A 20,841-nucleotide genomic window follows, 5' to 3' on the forward strand; every position below is an offset into this window, starting at 1 on the left:
GAATGCAATCGGTTCGGACATTGGCCTCGGCCCTTGCGCTGGGTGCGTCGCTGCTGGCGTCGCAGGCGTTGGCAAAGTCGGATATCACCATCGCGATGCAGCTTGAGCCGCCGCATCTGGACCCGACCAGCGCCGCCGCGCAGGCGATCGATTCGGTGGTTTACACCAATATCTTCGAGGGCCTGACCCGGTTCATGGGCGATGGTTCGGTGGTGCCCGGGCTGGCCGAAAGCTGGGAGATTTCCGAGGATGGCACGGTCTATACCTTCAAGCTGCGCGATGGTGTGACCTTCCATGACGGCACCGCGATGGATGCCGAGGACGTCAAGTTCAGCCTGGACCGCGCCCGGGCCGAGGACAGCGCCAATGCGCAAAAGGCACTGTTCGCCGGGATCGAGACGGTCGAGGTGGTGGACCCGCTGACCGTCAAGCTTACGCTGTCTGAACCCAACGGGAATCTGCTGTTCAACCTCGCATGGGGCGACGCGGTGATCGTTGCATCCGAGAGCATCGAGAACATCAAGACCAACCCCATTGGCACTGGTGCTTTCACCTTTGGCGATTGGGTGCAGGGCGACAGCATCACGCTGAACCGCAACCCCGACTATTGGGGGGATCAGCCTGCGTTAGAGACTGCAACGTTCAAGTTCATCTCTGACCCCACCGCCGCCTTCGCCGCGATGATGGCCGAGGATGTGGATGTGTTCGACAATTTCCCTGCGCCCGAGAACCTGCCCCAGTTCGAGGCTGATCCGCGTTTTCAGGTTCTTGTCGGATCGACCGAGGGGGAAACGATCCTGTCGACCAATAACAAACAGCCACCCTATGACGATATCCGCGTGCGGCAGGCCTTGGCTCATGCGATTGACCGACAGGCCATCATCGACGGAGCGATGTTTGGCTATGGCACGCCCATCGGCACGCATTTTGCCCCCCACAACCCGGCTTACGTCGATCTGACCGGGACATCTGCCTATGACCCGGAAAAGGCCAAGGCGCTGCTGGCGGATGCGGGATTCGAAAACGGGTTCGAAACCACCTTGCACCTGCCGCCGCCCTCTTACGCCCGCCGTGGGGGCGAGATCATCGCCGCGCAACTGGCCGAGGTCGGTATCACCGCCGAGATCATCAACGTCGAATGGGCACAATGGCTGGAGTCGGTCTTCAAGGGCAAGGATTTCGGCCTCACGATCGTCAGCCACACCGAGCCGATGGATATCGGTATCTACGCCCGGCCCGACTATTACTTTCAGTATGACAGCACCGATTTTCAGGCGCTGATGGAGCTGCTGAATACAACCACTGACCCGGATGAGCGCACTCGCCTGATGGGGGACGCACAACGGGTGATCTCGGATGATTATGTCAACGGCTACCTGTTCCAACTGGCCAAGCTGGGGGTTGCCAAGGCGGGCGTGCAAGGCCTGTGGGAGAACGCTCCGACCGCCGCCATTGACCTGACCCAGATCAGCTGGTCCGAATAGGCCGCACAAAGCGGGCAGGAGGCCCACATATGGCCCGATCTATTTTCGCGGCGCTGATGATTGCAACGCTGGCGATCAGCGTATCAATCGCGCGTGCCGATACGCCTTTAGAGCGGGCCGTCTCTTTGTGGCTTGATGGCGACGATGCGCAGTCTTTGCCCTTGCTGGCTGAATTGGCGGTCGAAGGCGATGTGCAGGCGCGCCTGCTTCTGGCGCGGATCGAAACCTCGGATCTCGGCCCGTCGCCTTTCCGGCTGTCTCTGGAGCCCGCGCAGTCGCGTGAACTGTTCCGCCAAAAAGATTGGAGCACGTTCGGGCGTTCTTGGCTGAAAGCTGAAGCCGAGGGGGGGAACGCCTTAGCGGAGTCTTTGCTGGCCGCCAAAAGACCCGAGCCTGACCCTGATCTGATTGCGCGCCTGAATGCGCTGGGCGAGCATCAGGCGACGGATTACCCAACCCGTATCGTCGCCCTCTATGGCGATGCCGATATGCGCGCGGGGCTTTTGTCTGACCCCGCCGTCATGCAGGATCTGAAACCCTTTTTGACTTACCTCACGGCCCAGCCCGAGCCGCGCGGTGATGGTCTGGCCGCGTTGCGCCATATCCAGCCTGACCCTGTTGAGGCAGACTCGGACCCGGCTTTGGCGATGGCGGGGGTATTGGCGTTAGGGCTTGGATACGGCGATCTGTCCCCAGAAAACCCGTGGCGCCCGGCTGTGGAAAACTGGTTGATGACTTCTGAGGCGACCCAACCGATCGCACAGCTTTGCAGCGACCATTGTGGGGACGCCGCCCCGGCTTGCGCTTTTGCGTTCCTCGCCCTGTCCGGCGGGTATTTTGAGGTCATCCGTATCGACAGCCCCTTGGAAGCGATCATTCCGCAGGATGAGTTTTTGCGCAGCCCCCGCGCGCGACTGATGGTTCTGCGCCGAGCGACACTTGCGCGGACGGAAACAAATGAGGACTGGCTGAGTGACAGCCCACAGGCTTCTCAGCTTTCAGCTTGCGCGATCGACCTGATCCGAGAGCAGCGGCAAGCTTACAAGTAGCTGTTGCACCCGCGCGGGTCAGACACTTAACCTGTTACCAATGCTACGCTATACCCTCAAACGCCTATTCTCGCTGGTCCTGAGTCTGGCCGTCGCCTCGGTCGTCATCTTTGCGGTGATCGAGGTAGCGCCGGGCGATCCGGCTGCCTTCATGCTGGGGGTGAACGCGCAAGAGGATACGCTGGCTGCGCTGCGGGCTGAGCTGGGCCTCGATGCGTCGAAGGTTGAGCGGTACTTCAACTGGGTCGGTGGCATGCTGGTGGGGGACTTTGGCACCTCTTATACCTATCGCACGCCGGTGGCGCAGATGGTAGCGGATCGGCTCTGGGTGTCGCTGCCGCTGGCGCTGTATGCGCTGACCCTGTCGACCCTGATCTCCTTTCCGGCCGGGATCTACGCCGCTGCAAGGCGGGGCAGACCGGGCGACGTAGCGGTGATGGGCGCAACCCAGCTGGGCATTGCCGTGCCCAATTTCTGGTTCGCCATGATGCTGGTGCTGATCTTTGCCATCAATCTGCGCTGGTTCAACGCCGGAGGGTTCGCAGGCTGGGACAATGGCTTCTGGACCGGTCTGCATTCCCTGACCCTGCCCGCCATTGCGTTGGCTCTGCCTCAGGCGGCGATCCTTGCGCGGGTCATGCGCTCGGCCCTTTTGGACATTCTGGGCGAGGATTTCATGCGCACCGCCCGCGCCAAGGGTCTGTCGCCCCGTCAGGCGCTGTGGCGGCACGGGGTGCGTAACGCGCTGATCCCGGTGCTCACCATCATCGGGTTGCAGTTTTCCTTCCTGCTGGCGGGCTCGATCATCATTGAGCAGGTGTTTTACCTGCCCGGTTTGGGACGGCTGGTGTTTCAGGCGATCTCGGCCCGCGATCTGATCGTGGTCGAAAGCGTGGTCATGCTGCTGGTCTTTGCCGTGATCACCGTGAACTTTCTTGTCGATCTGGCCTACGCCGCCGTGGACCCCCGCCTCAGGAGCCGCACATGAGCCGCAACCTGATCCTGGGCGCGGCGCTGTCGTCGCTGGTGGTGCTTGCGGCGCTGGTTTCGTTTGTCTGGACGCCCTACGATCACGCGGCGCTGAACATTCCTGAAAAACTGCAACCTCCGAATGCGCAGCACTGGTTCGGGACGGATCATTTCGGGCGCGATATGTTCTCGATGATCATGGTGGGTGCGCGGACATCGATCGCCGTCGCCCTTGTTGCCGTGGGCATCGGGATGGCGCTGGGGGTGCCCCTTGGCCTGACCGCTGCGGCGCGCAAGGGGTCCTGGCTGGATGAATTGATCATGCGCGGCAATGATCTGGTCTTTGCCTTCCCGTCGCTGGTCATCGCTATCCTGATCACTGCCGTGTTCGGGGCCGGAGCGATCAACGCGATCATCGCCATTGGCATCTTCAACATCCCCGTCTTTGCCCGCATCACCCGCGGCGCGGCCCTGTCCCTGTGGGAGCGTGAGTTCATCCTCGCCGCCCGTGTTTCGGGCAAAGGGGCCGCGCGGATTTCGGCGGAACATATCTTGCCCAATGTCACCAACCTGCTGATCGTGCAAGGTACCATCCAGTTCAGTCTTGGCATCCTGGCCGAGGCCGGGCTGTCCTATGTTGGCCTCGGCGCGCAACCGCCCACACCCAGCTGGGGCCGGATGCTGGCCGATGCGCAGACGATGGTTAGTTTTGCCCCGCATTTGGCTCTGATTCCGGGGTTTGCGATCATCGTTACGGTGCTGGGTCTGAACCTGTTGGGCGACGGGCTGCGCGACTGGCTGGACCCGAGGATCAGGGTGGCGCGGGTATGAGTTTGTTGCGCATCAAAAACCTCTCGCTGGCCATTCATGGCGTGTCGATCCTGAAGCGGGTCAATCTGTCCATCGACCCGGGTCAGATCGTTGCCGTGACGGGGGAAAGTGGCTCGGGCAAATCCATGACCGCGCTGGCGGCGATGCAGCTTCTACCAAACGGGGCTGTGGCACAGGGCATGGTCCAATTGGACGGGCAGGATCTGCTGGACCGTCCCGAGCCTCAGATGTGCGCCTTGCGTGGTGCCGCGGTGGGGATGGTGTTTCAGGAACCAATGACGGCGCTCAACCCCGTCAAAACCATCGGCGATCAGGTGATGGAAACGATCCTGATCCACAAGGCCATGCCCCCCGCTCGGGCCCGTACCCGTGCCCAAGAGGTTCTGTCGCGCGTGGGGCTCCCCCCGGATCGCTTTCCCCTCAGCCGCTATCCGCACGAGTTGTCTGGCGGCCAGCGTCAGCGGGTGGTCATCGCAATGGCCATTGCCTTGCGCCCGAAACTTCTGATCGCGGATGAGCCGACCACAGCGCTGGACGTGACCACGCAGGCGCAGATTCTGGACCTGCTGAAAGGATTGGTACGGGAATATGACATGGGTCTGCTGATGATCACTCATGATCTGGCTGTAGTTGCCGATATGGCCGATGAAATCGCGGTTATGCGACACGGTGAAGTGGTGGAAAGCGGCCCGACCCAAGACTTGTTGAAGAACATGCAGCACCCCTATACCCGCATGCTGTTCGAGGCCTCGGGTCATCAGGTCACCCTGCCGGAACCTGCAGGGTCCCGCCCGCTTCTCGAGGTTTCCGGGGTCGTGCGGGACTATCGGCTGCCCCGTAAAGGGTTGTTTGATGCGCCGCGCCAGCATAGGGCGGTCGATGGTGTCAGCTTCGCCCTCAATCGCGGGGAGCGTTTGGGTTTGGTCGGAGAGTCCGGTTGCGGAAAATCGACCCTAACACGGGCGATTTTGGGTTTGGAAGAGGTGCAATCTGGCCAGATCCTGCTGGACGACCAGCCGGTTTTCTCGGGCCACAAACCCAATCTGGCGGTACGGCGCAAGATGCAGGTGGTGTTTCAGGACCCTTATGGCAGCTTCAATCCGCGCCATCGGGTTGCGCGGCTTGTCACTGAACCGTTTCACCTGCTGGATACGGCGCCCACCGGGTCCGAGCGGCAGGACCGCATCGCCGAGATGCTGACCGCCGTTGGGCTCAGCCCCGACGATGCCGGCAAGTATATCCACGAATTCTCGGGCGGGCAGCGGCAGCGCATCGCCATCGCCCGCGCCCTGATCATCCGCCCCGAACTGATCCTGTTTGACGAGGCGGTCTCGGCGCTCGACGTTTCGGTTCGGGCGCAAATCCTGGACCTGCTGGCCGAACTTTGCGAAGCCTACACGCTGACCTATCTGTTCATCAGTCACGACCTGAGTGTCGTACGCACCATCACCGACCGGGTGCTGGTGATGCAATCGGGTAAGATCGTGGAGCAGGGGGAAACCGGTCAGGTCTTTTCGAACCCACAACACCCCTACACCCAAACGCTGATTGCAGCCGCCCCGCGATTGCCCGATATCGAGCTCAGTGTGGCCTAATCGCCCTTGTTAGAGACTGTATGGAGGCCAAAATGACCCAGCAGCCATGGTTTGATCCCACCCTCTGCCTGATCGGAGGACACTGGGGGCCGGCGGTCGGCGGCGAGACCCTGCCGCTGATCAACCCTTCGGATGGAGCCGGGATATGTCAGATCGCACGCGGCACGGCGCCCGATATCGATGCGGCCGTCAAAGCGGCCCGAACGGCCCTGAACGGCGATTGGGGGCGCATGAGCGCGCTGGAGCGGGGCCGTATCCTGGCGCGTCTGGGCCAGTTGGTGCTGGATCGGGTCGAAGACCTTGCCGCGCTTGAGGCGGCGGATGTGGGCAAGCCGCTCACTCAGGCCCGCGCCGATGCGGTGGCGCTGGCGCGGTATTGCGAGTTCTACGGCGGCGCGGCGGATAAGGTGATGGGTGAGACGATCCCTTATCTGGAGGGCTACACCGTCTATACCCTGCGCGAACCGCATGGGGTGACGGGCCATATCGTGCCGTGGAATTACCCGATGCAGATCATTGGCCGCTCGGTCGGGGCGGCGCTGGCGATGGGCAATGCCTGCGTGCTGAAACCCGCCGAAGAGGCCTGCCTGACCGCCTTGGCCTTCGCGCATCTGGCGGTCGAGGCCGGACTGCCAGATGGCGCGTTGAACGTGGTGCCCGGTCTGGGGGCCGAGGCGGGCGCGGCGCTGTCGGGGCATCCGGGCGTGAACCATATCTCTTTCACCGGTTCGGTCGCCACGGGCGCGTTGGTGCAGCAGGCGGCGGGGCGCAATGTGGTGCCGGTGACGCTGGAGCTGGGCGGGAAATCCCCGCAACTGGTGTTTGACGATGCGGATCTGGACGCGGCGCTGCCGATTCTGGTGAATGCGGGCATTCAGAATGCGGGCCAAACCTGCTCAGCCTCATCCCGGATTCTGGTGCAGCGTGGTGTCTATGAGCAGGTCAAATCCCGCATGGCCGAGGCCTATGCGCAACTGACCGTTGGTCCGGCGATGCAGGATCTGCGCGTGGGGCCTCTGATCTCGGATCGTCAGCGGCAGATTGTCAGCGGGTTTCTGGACAAAGGTCGCGACCTGATCATCGCCGCGCAGGGGCAGATTGTTGAGGACGCGCCTGAAAGCGGAGCTTATGTGCAGCCCACATTGTTTGCCGATATTCCGCCCGATCACCCTCTGGCGCAGGATGAGATATTTGGCCCTGTTCAGGTCCTGATCCCGTTTGACACCGAAGAACAGGCTCTAACAATGGCCAACTCGACCGATTATGGCCTTGTGGCCAGCATCTGGACCCGCGACGGCGGGCGTCAGATGCGGCTGGCTAAGGCGCTGCACTCGGGGCAGGTGTTCATCAACAACTATGGCGCGGGGGGCGGCGTTGAGCTGCCGTTTGGCGGGGTCGGAAAATCTGGCCATGGCCGCGAAAAGGGGTTTGAAGCGCTGTACGGTTTTTCGCAACTGAAAACGGTGGCCGCGTATCACGGCTAGACGATCACCTCGATCGCCTCTTGCGCGCCAACGCCAAACACCCGCTTGTACCGCGCAATCTGGTCTGCCGGGCCCATTGCTTTTTCGGGGTTGTCCGACAGCTTCACCGTCGGTCGCCCATTGGCCGAGACCGCCTTACACACCAGCGAGAACGGAGCCAGCGCGTCATCGGGCACCAGCCCGCGAAAGTCATTGGTCAGCAGCGTGCCCCAACCGAATGAGACATTGACCCGTCCCGCGAATTGCGCGTGCAACTCGCGGATTTTGTCCACGTCCAGCCCGTCCGAGAAAATGATCCGCTTCTGCCTGGGGTCCTCGCCGCGCGATTTCCACCACGCGATGGCGATTTCAGCCCCGGCAGCCGGATCGCCGCTGTCGATGCGAATACCGGTCCAACCCGCCAGCCAATCCGGCGCACGGTCCAGAAAACCCTTCGTTCCATAGGTGTCAGGCAGGATGATGCGCAGATTGCCGTCATGTTCGTCGTGCCAGTCGCTGAGAACATCATACGGGGCCTGCGCCAGCGCGTCATCGTCTTTGGCCAGCGCGGAATAGACCATGGGCAGTTCATGCGCGTTGGTGCCTATTGCCTCAACCTCGCGACGCATGGCGATCAGGCAGTTCGAGGTGCCGGTGAAGGCGGGGCCCAGCCCCTCGATCATCGCCTGCACGCACCAGTCCTGCCACAGGAAGGAATGCCGCCGCCGCGTGCCGAAATCCGCAATCCCCAGCCCGTCGATTGAACGCAGCTGAGCAATCTTCTCCCACACCCGGGTCATGGCGCGGGCATAGAGCACCTGCAGCTCGAACCGGCGCATGTCGTTCAGAACCGCGCGTGACCGCAACTCCATCAGCACGGCCAACGCGGGGATTTCCCACAGCATGACCTCGTGCCACTTGCCTTCAAAGGTTAGCTCATACTGGTCGCCCTTACGTTCCAGATGATAGGGCGGCAGGCGCAGATCCTCGAACCATTCCATGAAATCGGGGCGGAACATCTGCCGTTTTCCGTAGAATGTATTGCCCCTGAGCCAGGTGCTTTCCCCACGGCTGAGGCTGAGTGAGCGGATATGATCCAACTGCTCGCGCAGCTCGCCTTCATCGATCAAACGGGCCAAAGGCACGTGATTCGACCGGTTGATCAGCGAAAAAACCACGTCTGTTTGGGGCTTATTGCGAAACACTGACTGACACATCAGTAGTTTGTAGAAGTCGGTATCGATCAATGACCGCACAATTGGGTCGATCTTCCATTTATGATTGTAGACCCGCGTCGCGATGTCGACCATGGGGACCTCCTGCGATTTCCGTTGTTAGATCAATCAGCGCGCTGATTGGCAAGAGTCGCAGGATTGGTAACAATGCCTATGACTGAACACATTCAGGGCATATTATGAGTAACCCTCACGTTTTAGTGAGGGGAGGGGATGGAAGAGAAGGTTGAATGTAGTGAATGGGTCTCGAGTACGATTTTGACATAGTGGCGATCGCGCCGGATCAGCACGATCCGGAACATGGCCATACTGCGGTGACGGGGCGGCCTCCGGTACGGGCGCTGTTCCGGGATGTGAAGACTGCGGATGCGCTGCGGGCTGCGTCGCCGAAGATACGCAGGATTTTTCTGGAATCCGGGTTCAGTCTGGACACGCGCGAGGGGGATGCCGCGCGCGGCTATTATGCGCCTGAGGATATGGTGGATCGCGATCTGATCCTGAAACGGCTGTTTGCAAATATCCGCAACATGGGCGTGCAGGGTGAATATAGCGGAGAGTTCGATTTTCACCAGTTTCTGAACCACGTTCGGGCTGCAAAACCGGGCACGGCACCGGCTAAGGAACAACCGCGCCCGGTGCAGCCGACAAGGCCCGCAGTCGAGCCGCCCGAACGCCGCACCGTTGTGGGGCGTATCGGCTTTGCGCTGGGTCTGGCGGTGATCCTGTTTGTGGTACTGAAATATCTGGCCGAGAAGGGCGCGACGCCTTAGATCAGAGCGACTCCGGCGCTGTGCATCGCCTCTTTGGCAGCTTCCAGTGAGCCGTCCATGTCGATGGCGCGGCACAGGTCGGTCCTGACCGAGACGTCAAAGCCCAGCCGCGCCGCATCCACGGCCGAAAAATGCACGCAGAAATCCGTGGCGAGCCCGACCAGCGTCAGGCGGTTTATCCCGCGCGTCTCAAGATAGCCCTTGAGGCCGGTGGGGGTGGACTGATCATTCTCGAAAAACGCCGAGTAGCTGTCGATGGCGTTGCGAAAGCCCTTGCGGATGATCAGGTCTCCGTCTGTGCGCAGGTCGGGGTGAAACGCCGCGCCGTCGGTGCCCTGCACACAGTGGTCGGGCCACAGAACCTGTGGACCATAGGGCATCTGCGTCAGCTCGAACGGGGCCTTGCCCGGGTGCGCGCTGGCGAACGACGAATGCCCCGCCGGGTGCCAGTCCTGTGTGAGGATCACGGCGTCGAAATCACTCATCAGCGCATTGATCGGTGCGACGATCTCATCCCCTCCGGGCACGGCCAGCGCGCCGCCGGGGCAGAAATCGTTCTGAACATCGATAACGAGCAGGGCGTGGGACATTGGGGGGCCTCCTTAAACTGCCTTATCGGTATGGGCTGAGGCAGGGGGCGTCAATGCGGTGTCTTGCGTGTTTTTGCGCGGGGCATTAGATCGCGCCCATGTACACCATCGCTGCCCTCTATCATTTTACGCGCTTTCCAGACCCTGATGCGCTGCGCCCCGCCCTGTTGGACCTGTGCCGGGCTGAGTCCGTCAAGGGCACGCTGCTGCTGGCGGGCGAGGGGATCAACGGCACCATCGCAGGCCCCCGCGCCGGGATCGATGCGGTGCTGGCCCATATCCGCGCGCTGCCGGGCTGCGCCGATCTGGACTGGAAAGAGGCGACCTCGGACCATCCCCCGTTTGGCAAGATGAAGGTCCGCCTGAAGAAAGAGATCGTGACGATGGGCCAGCCCGACGTCGATCCGCGCGCCAGCGTCGGCAACTATGTCGAGCCGGAGGATTGGAATGACCTGATCCGGTCGGATGATGTGGTGGTGATCGACACACGCAACGACTACGAGGTGGCAATCGGCACGTTTGAGGGTGCAATAGACCCTAATACGGCCAGTTTCCGCGATTTCCCAGCGTGGTGGGAGCAGAACAAGGACCGTTTTCACAACAAACGTGTCGCAATGTTCTGCACCGGCGGCATCCGGTGCGAGAAATCCACCAACTACCTGCTGGGGCAGGGGGTCGAGGATGTTTATCACCTGAAAGGCGGTATCCTGCGCTATCTGGAAGACATGCCGCCCGAGGACAGCACCTGGCAGGGCGAGTGTTTTGTGTTCGACAATCGCGTCTCTGTTGGCCACGGGCTGGCTGAAGGGCCGCATAAATTGTGCCATGGCTGCCGCCGTCCCATCCTGCCCGAGGATATGAAACGCCCGGAATATGAACACGGCGTGTCCTGCCATCAGTGCATCAATGAGACCTCGGAGGCCGACAAGAGGCGCTTTCGCGAGCGGCAAAAGCAGATCCAGCTGGCCCGCGCGCGGGGCGAGGATCATCTGGGCTCTCGCTGAATTCCGCTTGCGAGGCGTGCCGGAAACCGGATGATGCGCACAGGCCTGATGGATGGAGTACCCATGACTCACGATCCCCGCACTCTGGAAGAGTGGAAATCGACACTGCTGGCGGCGCTGGGTCTGGTTCTGACCAGTTTCCTCGCGTGGTATGGCCTTTCGCGTCTGAACGAGGCCACCGCGGGCGACACCATCGGCACGCTGGCCTCGGTCGGCCTGCTGATCTGGATCGCGTCACAGGCATGGTATTACATGACGCAGGTGAAATCCCCCCGCCGATTGCTGTTCCTGATGGGGGTGTCGTTCATTCAGGTCGTGCCGTTCCTGTTCGCCGCGGTCTATGGCGCGTTCGGCTACAAAGATCACTGCGTGATCGGTGCCAAAGGTCCAGCCGATATCCTGTATTTCTCGTATGTCACCTTCACCACGGTCGGCTACGGCGATATGTCGCCAACCGGCCTCTGCCGTGGGTTGGCCGTGGCCGAAGCGGTCACGGGCTATATCCTGCTGGGCCTGTTCGTCGCTGCCGCGGTCGCGCTTTATGCGCGCAACCACAGCAAATGATGCCGCCCTATTTGTTCTGATCGATCCAGCGCGACATCATCTGCTTGTCACGGAAACATTCCGCCGGGATCGGACGGCGCTTGCTGCGCGAGATGCGCTCGGCAAAGGCCACCTGCTTGCCGGTGGGATAATTGGCAAAGGGCGAGGGGTCATGCGGTTTGTTCGCTGAAATCCAGTCTGACAGCAACTTGCGATCGCGTTGCGCCTCAACCGGGATTTCCAGCGCGGATTGCCTTGCAATCGCGCGGGCATAGCGCATCTGCCGGTCCGTGACAGGCAGCATATGGTAATCGTTGCTGGGTGCGTCGTACCAGCTTTGACGGGCAGCATTGGTCATAGCTCGAATACCTCCGTTCCGCCTTCAACAACTTTGCGGAACAAATATAGAACATTTTAGGAACTTTTTCAAGATTTCCACTGACCCGCTCGGTTTTCACCATCGTTTGAGTCAGCCTGTCCCATCGCTTTTCGACCTGTTTGGCGTGTTTTTCTGCGCCTTACCGATAATCAAAGAATCACGGCGTCTCATTTCAATACACAGATGCTCACGACCGCGCGCGCAGGGCACAGACCGGCGGTGATCTGCCTATGCCGGGCTCGTTTCCGCCGCTTTGCCACGCATTAGCGACATTTTGCGTCGGGAACAGAGCATCTCCTGTGCCGCTCCTGTGGCTGACTTTCAGATGGGTGACGATTGCATGAGGAGAGCACAGTCATGAAAACCCATGCGCAGGCCGTGGTGATCGGCGGGGGGCTGGTCGGCTGCTCGATCCTGTACCATCTGGCCAAGCTTGGCTGGACCGATGTTGTGCTGCTGGAACGTGATGAGCTGACCAGCGGCTCAACCTGGCATGCGGCGGCCAATATTCATGGCTTGCACGACAACAACAACATTACCCGCATCCAGCACTATACGATGAACCTGTACAAAGAGCTTGAGAAGGAAACCGGGCAGGGTTGCGGTGTGTTTCAATCCGGTTCGCTCTATCTGGCGCAGACCGAAGATCGCGAGCACCAGCTGCGTCTGCAAGAGGCCAAGGCGCGGTTTTACGGCCTGAACTTTTACGAGATCAGCCGTGAAGAAGCCAAAGTGCTGCACCCGCTGGCGCAGTTTGAAGACATCCGTTGCATCATGTTCGAACCCGATGGCGGCAATGTCGACCCATCCGGTGTAACCCACGCCTACGCCGCCGGAGCGCGCGCTATGGGCGCGACTATCGAGCGGTTTTGCCCCGTGATAGGGACTGAATCACAGCCCGACGGCTCGTGGGTTGTCCGCACCGAAAAGGGTGATATTCGCACCCAATGGGTGGTGAATGCGGGCGGTCTGTGGGGTCGTGAGGTGGCCGCGATGGCGGGGATCGAACTGCCCTTGCAACCAACCGAGCATCAGTACTTCGTCACCGAATCCATTGACGCGGTCGCAAATCTTGGCCGCCGTCTGCCGTCAATCGCTGATCGTGATGGCGAGTATTACTTCCGGCAGGAAGGCAACGGGCTGCTGATCGGGGCCTATGAGAAAGACATGCGGTTCTGGGCCGAAAACGGCACGCCGCTCGATTTTGCCCATGATCTGTTTCCGGACGATCTGGACCGCATCATGGAAAACGTCATCCGCGCCACGGAACGCGTTCCGGTGGCCGCGACTGCCGGGGTTAAACGGGTCATCAACGGCCCGATGATCTGGTCGCCCGATTCAAATGCGATTTGGGGGCCCGTGCCGGAACTGCGAAACTACTTCTGCTGCGCAGGGATCATTCCGGGCTTTTCGCAATCGGGCGGGCTGGGCTTACTTTCAGCCCAGTGGATGATCGAGGGTGAGCCGCAATACGATATGTTTGCCTGGGATCTCGCGCGTTTCGGTGATTGGGCGGACAAAGCGTTCACCAAGGCGCGAGTCGAAGACGTTTACACGCACCGCTTTGCCATCCATTTCCCGAACGAAGAACGCAGCGCAGGCCGACCTGCCCGTGTCAGACCCGCTTATGAGATGCAAAAGGACATGGGCGCCGTCTTTGGCCTGAACTGTGGCTGGGAACACCCCCTGTGGTTTGCTGATCAGCCCGGCACCACTGAAACGACTGGCTTTGCCCGCCAGAACTGGTGGGGGCCCGTCGGTCGCGAGGCCCGGATGCTGCGCGAGGCAGTTGGCGTGATCGATATCTCGAACTTCGCGAACTATGCGATCAAGGGTCCCGGTGCGCGTGATTGGTTGAATCAACTGGTGGCGAACCATGTACCCAACCAGATTGGGCGATCCTGCCTTACTCCTCTGATTTCGGTGCGCGGGGGAGTGGCTGGTGATTTCACAATCACGATGGTTGCTGAAAATGAATACATGATGATCGGCTCTGGCATGGCCGAACGCTATCATCAACGCTTTTTCAACATGGTCGATCTACCCACGGATACGACCTTTGAGGTCGCGACCGACCGCATTGCAGGGTTCAACGTTGCAGGGCCCAGGGCGCGTGATCTGCTGCAGCGTCTCAGCAACGCGGATTTGTCGAACGAGGCGTTCCGCTTCATGCGCTCGGCGACGATCGATGTGGCGGGTGTCACCTGTCTTGCCATTCGCGTCAGCTTTACCGGAGACCTTGGTTGGGAACTGCATTGCGCCGCAACCGACCAAATCAGGCTCTATTCTGCGCTTTTGGAGGCCGCAGGACAGCTTGGCGGAGGTCCCGTAGGTGGTCGCGCGCTGGGATCGCTGCGCGTTGAAAAGGGCTATGGTTCGTGGGGTCGGGAATACGCGCAGGAATACTGGCCGCAGGAGGTCGGACTGGATCGCCTGATCAAGCTCGACAAGGATTTCCTGCACAAGGACGCTTATCTCGCGATCAAGGACAACGCCGCGCGCGAGTTGCTTTCGATCTTTGAAGTCGAGACTGCGCTTGCTGATGCCAGCGGAGGCGAGCCGATATTCAAGCCGGATGGTACTCCGGTTGGTCGCGTTACTTCGGGCGCCTATGGGTATTGGGTTGATCGATCTCTGGCGCTGGGTTTTGCTGATCCAAACGTTGCGACCCCGGGCGATACGGTTGAGATCTACATCCTGGGCCGTCCGCACAAGGCCCGGATTCTTGATTGTCCGCCCTTTGATCCCACCGGCGCGCGCCTGCGCGACACGCAGCCGATGGCGCAGGAACCCGCCCAATGACCCAGACCTTCGACAGGGTTGCCGCTTTCACGCTGGATCGGGCATCCGAGGACATGCCCGCCTCTACCCGGTCGGTCGCCGCGCTGTTGTTGCTGGATACCTTGGGTGTCCTGATAGCCGCCGGTCCAATGGAGGCCGGGGTGATTGCGCGGGATACGGCAGCCTTGCTCTATGCCAGTTCGGACCCGGCGCATAGTGCGCGCATGTTGTTTGATGGTCGCCGCGTCAGTGTTGCTGGTGCGGCCTATGCGACGGCGACGCAGACCGACAACCTTGATGCGCATGACGGGTTTAATCCGGTCAAGGGCCATATCGGCGTGGCAGTTGTTCCGGCATTGGCAGCCTTAGCCGAAAACTGCCCTGATCTGAGCGGCCCACAGGCACTGGCGGCGCTGATCACTGGATATGAAGTGGCCGGGCGGGCCGGTCTGGCTTTGCATGCGTCGGTCAGCGATTATCATACCTCTGGCGCGTGGAATGCGTTGGGGGTGGCCGCGATGGCCGCGCGTTTGCGACGCCAAACGCCCGATCAGCTTCGGCAGGCGTTCGGGATAGCGGAATACCACGGCCCGCGCAGTCAGATGATGCGCGAGATCGCAAACCCCACAATGCTGCACGATGGATCTGGCTGGGGCGCGTTGGTTGGTCTGTCCGCCGCGGTGCTGGCGGAACGCGGTTTTACCGGCGCACCCGCGCTCACTGTCGAGGCCGACGGTGCCGCATCGTTCTGGGCGGATCTGGGTCAGGTTTGGCAAACTGAACAGCAATATATCAAACCCTACCCCATCTGCCGTTGGGCCCATGCCGCGATCGACGGGGTCCGGCTGATCATGCAACAGCAAAACCTGTCTCATGATCAGATCACTGCAATCCGCGTCAGCAGCTTCACCGAAGCGGTCAGATTGTTCGCAGACCTGCCCGACACTACGTCTCAGGCGCAGTATTCTCTCCCTTTTGCGGTTGCCGTTCAGGCGGTACATGGGCGGATCGGGGTTGAACACATCTCGGGGATTGGGTTGTTGGACCCGGCCGTGATCGGGGTGATGAATCGGATCAGTGTCGCCGAGACCGAACGACATTGCGAGCGCTTCCCGCAAGGCCGATGGGCCGATGTGGAGATTGAGATTTCGGATGGTCGCTGTTTTCAATCAGGTGATCTGAATGCCCGAGGAGGCCCGGACTCGCCCCTCAGCCGGGATGAGATCATCGACAAATACACTGCATTCGCTGCCCCTGTAATTGGTGAGCAACGTGCGGATCGGATTTGCGCTGCCATTCTTACGCTTGACCGACCCGCGTCTCGCTTTTCTGATCTTGCCGAACTGCTTTATGATCCACCTCCGTTGCAGGGGTGAATTGGATCTAGAAGGCTAAGCCTTGGGCCCATGATCACGCTACCTTTCGTTCCAAGCTGCAATCGGCTCAAGGTCAGTCTTTGCTGTTACCTCGGACGTGTTCCAGAAGCTCTGCAATCTGTGCCCTTGTGGTCTGGCTGTCTTGCAGTAACGTCGTCGCATCCGCCAGCGGCTTTTCCGGTTGTCTATCTGCGGGTCGCCCCAATTGCACGCTGAGCGCACCGATCTTTCCAAAGACCGTCGAGGGGTCAGGCTGGTCTTCTGAATTTCCGGCCAACCAAACAAACCGGTCCGCCGCGGCATCATCCCCAATCGCGCGCAACAACCGCGCCGCTTCCGAATAGTCATCGGTCTGCGACATCGCCCGTGCGCGCAGCTGCTGCGCCTCGTCTGAAGCATCCTCGGCGATTTCCAGCAGCGCCTGATGCGGTCTGTCGTCCAGCAAAGCTGCATGTGCCCGGATGCGCGCCCTGTCCAGACGTTGTGTCCGATCCTCTGGTCGTCCGGCCAGCGCCTGCGCAGGTGCGGAGAAACCCAGATTGGCTAAGCGTTTTGCAAGCAGAGCCGCCGTCTCCACCGTCATGCCATCGGAGGTCTCGTCCGGTATCGCAAACGTATAGCGCAAGAAGGTGATGTCGTCGGCTCTTTCGGCCAGAAGTTGCAGAACCTGATCCCGCGTACGCTGCCATTCTGAGGTGCCCGCCGCGCTTTCCAAACGGCTCAAGGCCTGGTCAAATTCATTTGTAAGCGCAAGCGCAAGCACGTGTGCCCGGGCCATCATCGGCCCCAGATCCGAGCGGCGCAGCTCGCGGGCGTATCCGGCTGCAAGGTCAAGGTCCACCAGGGAAACAGCCCCGCGATCTGCCCAGCGTTTCTCAATCAACCGGGCCAGCGCCAGCGGGGCCTCTGTGGTGTTGGTTGCCAAGACGGTGTCCGACAAAAGCTTTTCGGTAGCCTCGTCGTTACCGGCTGCGGCGGCTATTTCAGCCTTGGCCAGAGTCAGATCCGCCGTGGGCGCGTCAACAACCCGTTCGACTGCGCGCAGTATACGCCGCGAGGCTTCCAGTTTTCCTGCCGCGACCAAAATCTCGGATACTCTCGCCCCCAACTGGCGCCGCAAGTGTCGTGGAAGCTGACCAAAGCTCTGTTCAATAGCATCCAGATTCGCGTCCTCTTCCAGTCTTCCCTCTGCCATAAGAGCCCATAGCGCTGTTGTTCCTGCACACCGCTGCTGGCCTGCGAAGGCATGTGTGGCAGGTGCGGTAAAGCCGTCCAATACATGCGCGATTGTCGCGAGCTGTTCTTTCTCGGCGGGACTGCGCGGAAGCAGTTTTAGGACCTGCAACGCCTCTGAACCGAAGCCATGATACAGATACAGTCGGGCCAGCTTGAGTGCGTGCGCGGTATCAATCTTGTCAAATTCCCGGTACAAAGCGACACGCTGATCCGAGACCTGCGCAGCAAATGGAGTATCTGCGTCGGACCACGTCTCAAACCCGAGATCGCTGTCGGTGATACATTCCTTGCGCATATCAAACTTTGGCAGCTCCAGCGCCTCTAACCCACGTACGCCATCCAGTACCGAGCGCAGTTGAAGATTCGGCATCGACAGCTCTGTCGCGCGCACCGGGCCGACAGGCGTTGATGGTCTTTGCCCAACGCCAGCCAATGTCAGGTCGACGACCTCTCGGTCGGCACCCTGCAGAATCCGTGATATTAGCTGATCTTCGTACCCCCTCTGGTTCAGCTCTAGCAGTGGCAGTGCCAGCCCGTTGGCGGGGATTTCCGCAGGCAAAGCGTTTTGCTCAGATGACGGCAAGGGCAAAGCAGGCGGCGTTGCGAGCTTTGGCGGGTATTTGCCTGGAGCGATGTCGATAACCACCATCGTTTGCCGGTGCAAGAAAGCCGTCGCGACACAGTCGCAACCGAATGCCATGTCAAGCGCGCCGCCCGCTTGCAATTGCGTCAGCGCCTGCAGCCTGTTCCCGGACAATCGGTCAAATGCAGATCGCGTATCAAAAGTCACGTCGTCAATGGCAACGCTCAGCTGCGCACCGTTCTGGCGTTGGAGCAGCGTCCAGTCGGTTCCTTTCGGAACCTGAACCACCAGCCGGGTATAGCCTTTATGCTCGCCAGTGCGTACGGGCAGACCCTGTGCTGCTGCACCGGATGCCCAAGCGCAGAGAACCAGGATGATGAGACGTATCATGCGGCTGCCTGCTTGAGTTCTTTCAAGGCCTCTTCCAGTTCGGAAAAACCCGGGCGATTATGTGTTGGTGTGTTTTGACGCCCAACCTCGATGCACATCGCGGCGTTGTGGTTGTGCAGATTGGCAACCAGCACCTCTTTGATCAGCTGGTAGAAATGATTGTCTTCTTCAACCACCGCTTTCAACTTGCCGGCGAACGGTCCAACCAGCCCATAAGCAAGAAAGACGCCCAGAAAGGTACCGACCAAGGCCCCGCCGATCAGTTTACCCAGCACCTCGGGCGGTTGATCGATCGAGCCCATGGTCTTGATCACCCCCAGAACCGCCGCAACAATCCCGAGTGCTGGCAAACCATCCGCAACAGTCTGAAGCGCATGGCTGGAATGCATGGCGTGGTGAAAGTTCGCTTCCATCCGTTTTTCAAGCACTTCTTCGACCTGATGTGGATCGTCGTAGTTCATCGAGGCCGAACGCATCGTATCGCAGATCAGATCTACCGCCTCTTTATCGGTCTGAATTCTGGGATAGGCCGAAAACAGAGAAGAGGTTTCGGGCTCTTCGATATGTTGTTCCACCTCGACCGGATTTGCGCGCGCGATCCGGATCAGAGAGAACAGCAGACACAAGAGATCACGATAGTCTTCGGGCTTCCATTTCGGTCCCTTGAACACCTTGGCCATGTCTTTGATCGTGTGTTTGATGCCGCCCATATCGTTGCTGATCAGAAACGCCCCAACGGCGGCACCCCCGATCATCATCATCTCAAACGGCAATGATTTCAGGATGATGGTCATTTTTCCGCCTGCGGCCAGATAGCCGCCGAACACCATGACGAAGATAACGGCAATTCCAATGATCCCGATCATGAGTGATCTCCGAAGTTAGGAAGGGTTTGGCGCATAGCAGTTACTCCTGCGGCGCGCGGGCGTTGCGGCCAGCCATGACGACGCTGATTGTGTAGGCTGCCTCGGGGCTGAGTCCGGCCATCACGTTTGCGGCCGCATCTGGCGGCATGCGCGATAAGAAGCCGGCCGCAAATACCGCATCCATCGTTTCAAATAGAGCGGCCGCATCCTTTGGTTTCATGTTCTGATACACGTCCGTCAGCTGCGTCAGATCATTCTCTGCAGCTTTTTCGGCGATGGCCACCGTTTCGCGCAGCGACTCCTCTGCCTCTTGCAGCAGCGACAGACGAGCCTCGATCGCTTCGTCTGCGATGCCCAACGCGTGTTCCCGGTCGACAATAGCTGCTTCGCGCCGGTCCAAGTCTTCTGCGCGTCGCAACAACTCAGTCAAAAGCCGTTGTAAATCAGAGGCTTCAAGGCCAGTCGACGCGGTTTTTTCGGCCGTTGCCTGATCAGGTTCAGCGCTGCGTGCCAACGCCGGACCAGCCTCAAGCCCGATCCGGATTATTGCCGACCCGATCATCAGCAGAGAGATCACGGTCAGCACGCCACTGCGTTCACGTGTGGTCTTGGGTTTTGCCCCGCGACGCGTCATTGCATTGCTCCGCCGGGCGGGCGTGCATGGCGAAAGAACATCAAACCTTCGGGTTTCTCCGCGGGTGTTTCGACCAACGCCGCCCGTGCTTCGGGCTTGGGTTCGGTCGGTTGGGTATCTTCAGGTGCCTCAACCCCGTCTGCAGGATCGGCGTGATCTTCAACCGTAGCCCCAGGTTCTTCGTCCTTGGGACTGGGTGTACGCTCTTTTTCGGTCTGCTGCACATGGGTGTCTGATTTCTCAACCGGCGGCTCGGGCACCACGTCGTGCATCGAGGCCATCATCAGTTCCAATCTTTGCGCGACCGTTTCGGCGCGTTCGGTCAGATCGCGCAACGTCACGCCAGAGTCGTCCGATGCGGCGCGCGCGTTGTCCAAGGACTTCCGCAGTTCATCCGCCTGCGCGGACAAGACCGACACGGCCCCGCCTACACCTTTCTCCAGATCGGTAAATCGCCGCAGCCTGCGTGCAAGGACAAAGCAATACAGCCCCGCCCCAAGCGCGCCTGCGACCAGCAGAATATCGGCAACCAGCTCCAACTTCGCCTCCTAGTTCAGTACGAATTCCATGACCAAAACATCCCGCACACGGCCTTCGCCGGTGACGATTCCGATGCGCCGCAATAGGTGGCCGCGGATGCGCATCAGGGCGAGCGAATCTTCAAGGTCAGACAGATCGACGGCGCGCAGATAGCTGTTCAGAACATCCATGATTCGCGGTTTCATCTTTTCGACATCAGCGGCGTAGCCTGCATTGACCTCAAGCTGTGCGTGGAATTTCAGATGCCGCGAATCGCCAGCATTGACCGACACAATGACGGGCGCCAGATCGACAAAGAGGACGTCCGGAAGGGCCTTTGCTTCGGGTCCTTTGTCTGATTTTTCTGCGTCTTTCGCCATTTCCTTGGCGCCAAATGGCAACAGGCCGGAAGCCGTTACCAGGTAACCGCCAACGCCACCCGCGATCGCCAGAATCACGCCAAGTACCAACCCCTTTTTCCCTGACTTCTGAGTGGCTTGTGCCGAGTCTTCTGCTGCGTCGGTCATTACGTCTCCATTCATTC

Annotated in this window: 19 protein-coding genes; 11 read left to right on the forward strand and 8 right to left on the reverse strand. The window is 60.3% G+C overall.

From position 1 onward, the window contains the following. The first annotated feature begins 2 nt into the window (after positions 1 to 2). Genes ACR0KM_RS08705 through ACR0KM_RS08730 form a run of 6 tightly spaced genes read left to right on the forward strand, consistent with a single transcriptional unit; the run spans position 3 to position 7,412 of the window. A complete protein-coding gene (locus tag ACR0KM_RS08705) occupies positions 3 to 1,484 on the forward strand; it encodes an ABC transporter substrate-binding protein (protein ID WP_480858940.1) in 1,482 nt (493 codons plus the stop codon). A gap of 29 nt (positions 1,485 to 1,513) precedes the next feature. Beyond that, complete coding sequence (locus tag ACR0KM_RS08710) at positions 1,514 to 2,533, forward strand: hypothetical protein (protein WP_480858616.1); 1,020 nt, start codon at positions 1,514 to 1,516, stop codon at positions 2,531 to 2,533. A gap of 40 nt (positions 2,534 to 2,573) precedes the next feature. Then, entirely contained in the window at positions 2,574 to 3,521 is a 948-nt protein-coding gene (locus ACR0KM_RS08715; protein WP_480858618.1) for an ABC transporter permease, read from the forward strand. Continuing rightward, positions 3,518 to 4,333 (forward strand): ABC transporter permease, encoded by an 816-nt coding sequence (locus ACR0KM_RS08720; protein WP_480858620.1) that lies wholly within the window; start codon positions 3,518 to 3,520, stop codon positions 4,331 to 4,333. Before ACR0KM_RS08715 ends, ACR0KM_RS08720 begins: the two co-directional genes overlap by 4 nt. Continuing rightward, entirely contained in the window at positions 4,330 to 5,928 is a 1,599-nt protein-coding gene (locus ACR0KM_RS08725) for an ABC transporter ATP-binding protein (protein ID WP_480858622.1), read from the forward strand. Before ACR0KM_RS08720 ends, ACR0KM_RS08725 begins: the two co-directional genes overlap by 4 nt. Before the next feature lie 32 nt (positions 5,929 to 5,960). Next, complete coding sequence (locus ACR0KM_RS08730) at positions 5,961 to 7,412, forward strand: aldehyde dehydrogenase family protein (protein WP_480858624.1); 1,452 nt, start codon at positions 5,961 to 5,963, stop codon at positions 7,410 to 7,412. Here ACR0KM_RS08730 and pncB read toward each other — a convergent pair. Beyond that, positions 7,409 to 8,701: a nicotinate phosphoribosyltransferase gene (pncB, locus tag ACR0KM_RS08735; RefSeq protein WP_480858626.1), complete on the reverse strand. Its 1,293-nt coding sequence runs from the start codon at positions 8,699 to 8,701 to the stop codon at positions 7,409 to 7,411. The two genes, ACR0KM_RS08730 and pncB, sit on opposite strands and share 4 nt — an antisense overlap. Before the next feature lie 164 nt (positions 8,702 to 8,865). On the opposite strand from pncB, the gene ACR0KM_RS08740 reads away from it, so the two are divergent. Continuing rightward, positions 8,866 to 9,396 carry a hypothetical protein gene (locus ACR0KM_RS08740; protein ID WP_480858627.1) on the forward strand — a complete coding sequence of 177 codons (531 nt, stop codon included), beginning with the start codon at positions 8,866 to 8,868 and terminating at the stop codon, positions 9,394 to 9,396. Here the strand turns inward: ACR0KM_RS08740 and pncA are convergent. After that, positions 9,393 to 9,986: a bifunctional nicotinamidase/pyrazinamidase gene (pncA, locus tag ACR0KM_RS08745; RefSeq protein WP_480858629.1), complete on the reverse strand. Its 594-nt coding sequence runs from the start codon at positions 9,984 to 9,986 to the stop codon at positions 9,393 to 9,395. The two genes, ACR0KM_RS08740 and pncA, sit on opposite strands and share 4 nt — an antisense overlap. Before the next feature lie 98 nt (positions 9,987 to 10,084). Here pncA and trhO point away from each other — a divergent pair, with 98 nt between their 5' ends. After that, on the forward strand, positions 10,085 to 10,990 hold the full coding sequence (gene trhO / locus ACR0KM_RS08750; RefSeq protein WP_480824214.1) for an oxygen-dependent tRNA uridine(34) hydroxylase TrhO: 906 nt from the start codon (positions 10,085 to 10,087) through the stop codon (positions 10,988 to 10,990). 63 nt (positions 10,991 to 11,053) lie between these two features. Then, positions 11,054 to 11,554 (forward strand): potassium channel family protein, encoded by a 501-nt coding sequence (locus ACR0KM_RS08755; protein ID WP_480824216.1) that lies wholly within the window; start codon positions 11,054 to 11,056, stop codon positions 11,552 to 11,554. Positions 11,555 to 11,561: 7 nt separating this feature from the next. Here ACR0KM_RS08755 and ACR0KM_RS08760 read toward each other — a convergent pair whose 3' ends face one another. Next, positions 11,562 to 11,891, reverse strand: coding sequence for a hypothetical protein (locus tag ACR0KM_RS08760; protein WP_480858631.1), 330 nt, complete (start codon positions 11,889 to 11,891; stop codon positions 11,562 to 11,564). A 378-nt stretch (positions 11,892 to 12,269) separates the two neighbouring features. On the opposite strand from ACR0KM_RS08760, the gene ACR0KM_RS08765 reads away from it, so the two are divergent. Continuing rightward, positions 12,270 to 14,714 carry a GcvT family protein gene (locus tag ACR0KM_RS08765; protein ID WP_480858633.1) on the forward strand — a complete coding sequence of 815 codons (2,445 nt, stop codon included), beginning with the start codon at positions 12,270 to 12,272 and terminating at the stop codon, positions 14,712 to 14,714. Continuing rightward, complete coding sequence (locus tag ACR0KM_RS08770) at positions 14,711 to 16,069, forward strand: MmgE/PrpD family protein (protein ID WP_480858635.1); 1,359 nt, start codon at positions 14,711 to 14,713, stop codon at positions 16,067 to 16,069. Before ACR0KM_RS08765 ends, ACR0KM_RS08770 begins: the two co-directional genes overlap by 4 nt. Positions 16,070 to 16,142: 73 nt before the next feature. Here the strand turns inward: ACR0KM_RS08770 and ACR0KM_RS08775 are convergent, their stop codons facing one another. Genes ACR0KM_RS08775 through ACR0KM_RS08795 form a run of 5 tightly spaced genes read right to left on the reverse strand, consistent with a single transcriptional unit; the run spans position 16,143 to position 20,824 of the window. Next, a complete protein-coding gene (locus tag ACR0KM_RS08775) occupies positions 16,143 to 18,278 on the reverse strand; it encodes a hypothetical protein (RefSeq protein WP_480858637.1) in 2,136 nt (711 codons plus the stop codon). Further along, on the reverse strand, positions 18,275 to 19,144 hold the full coding sequence (gene motA / locus ACR0KM_RS08780) for a flagellar motor stator protein MotA (protein WP_480858639.1): 870 nt from the start codon (positions 19,142 to 19,144) through the stop codon (positions 18,275 to 18,277). The genes ACR0KM_RS08775 and motA overlap by 4 nt, the downstream gene beginning before the upstream one ends. Positions 19,145 to 19,184: 40 nt before the next feature. Next, on the reverse strand, positions 19,185 to 19,778 hold the full coding sequence (locus ACR0KM_RS08785) for a MotE family protein (protein WP_480858641.1): 594 nt from the start codon (positions 19,776 to 19,778) through the stop codon (positions 19,185 to 19,187). Then, positions 19,775 to 20,317 (reverse strand): hypothetical protein, encoded by a 543-nt coding sequence (locus tag ACR0KM_RS08790; RefSeq protein WP_480858643.1) that lies wholly within the window; start codon positions 20,315 to 20,317, stop codon positions 19,775 to 19,777. The genes ACR0KM_RS08785 and ACR0KM_RS08790 overlap by 4 nt, the downstream gene beginning before the upstream one ends. Positions 20,318 to 20,326: 9 nt before the next feature. Next, complete coding sequence (locus ACR0KM_RS08795) at positions 20,327 to 20,824, reverse strand: flagellar basal body-associated FliL family protein (RefSeq protein ID WP_480858645.1); 498 nt, start codon at positions 20,822 to 20,824, stop codon at positions 20,327 to 20,329. Positions 20,825 to 20,841 lie beyond the last annotated feature (17 nt).

Source organism: Ruegeria sp. G10 (genome assembly GCF_056533645.1).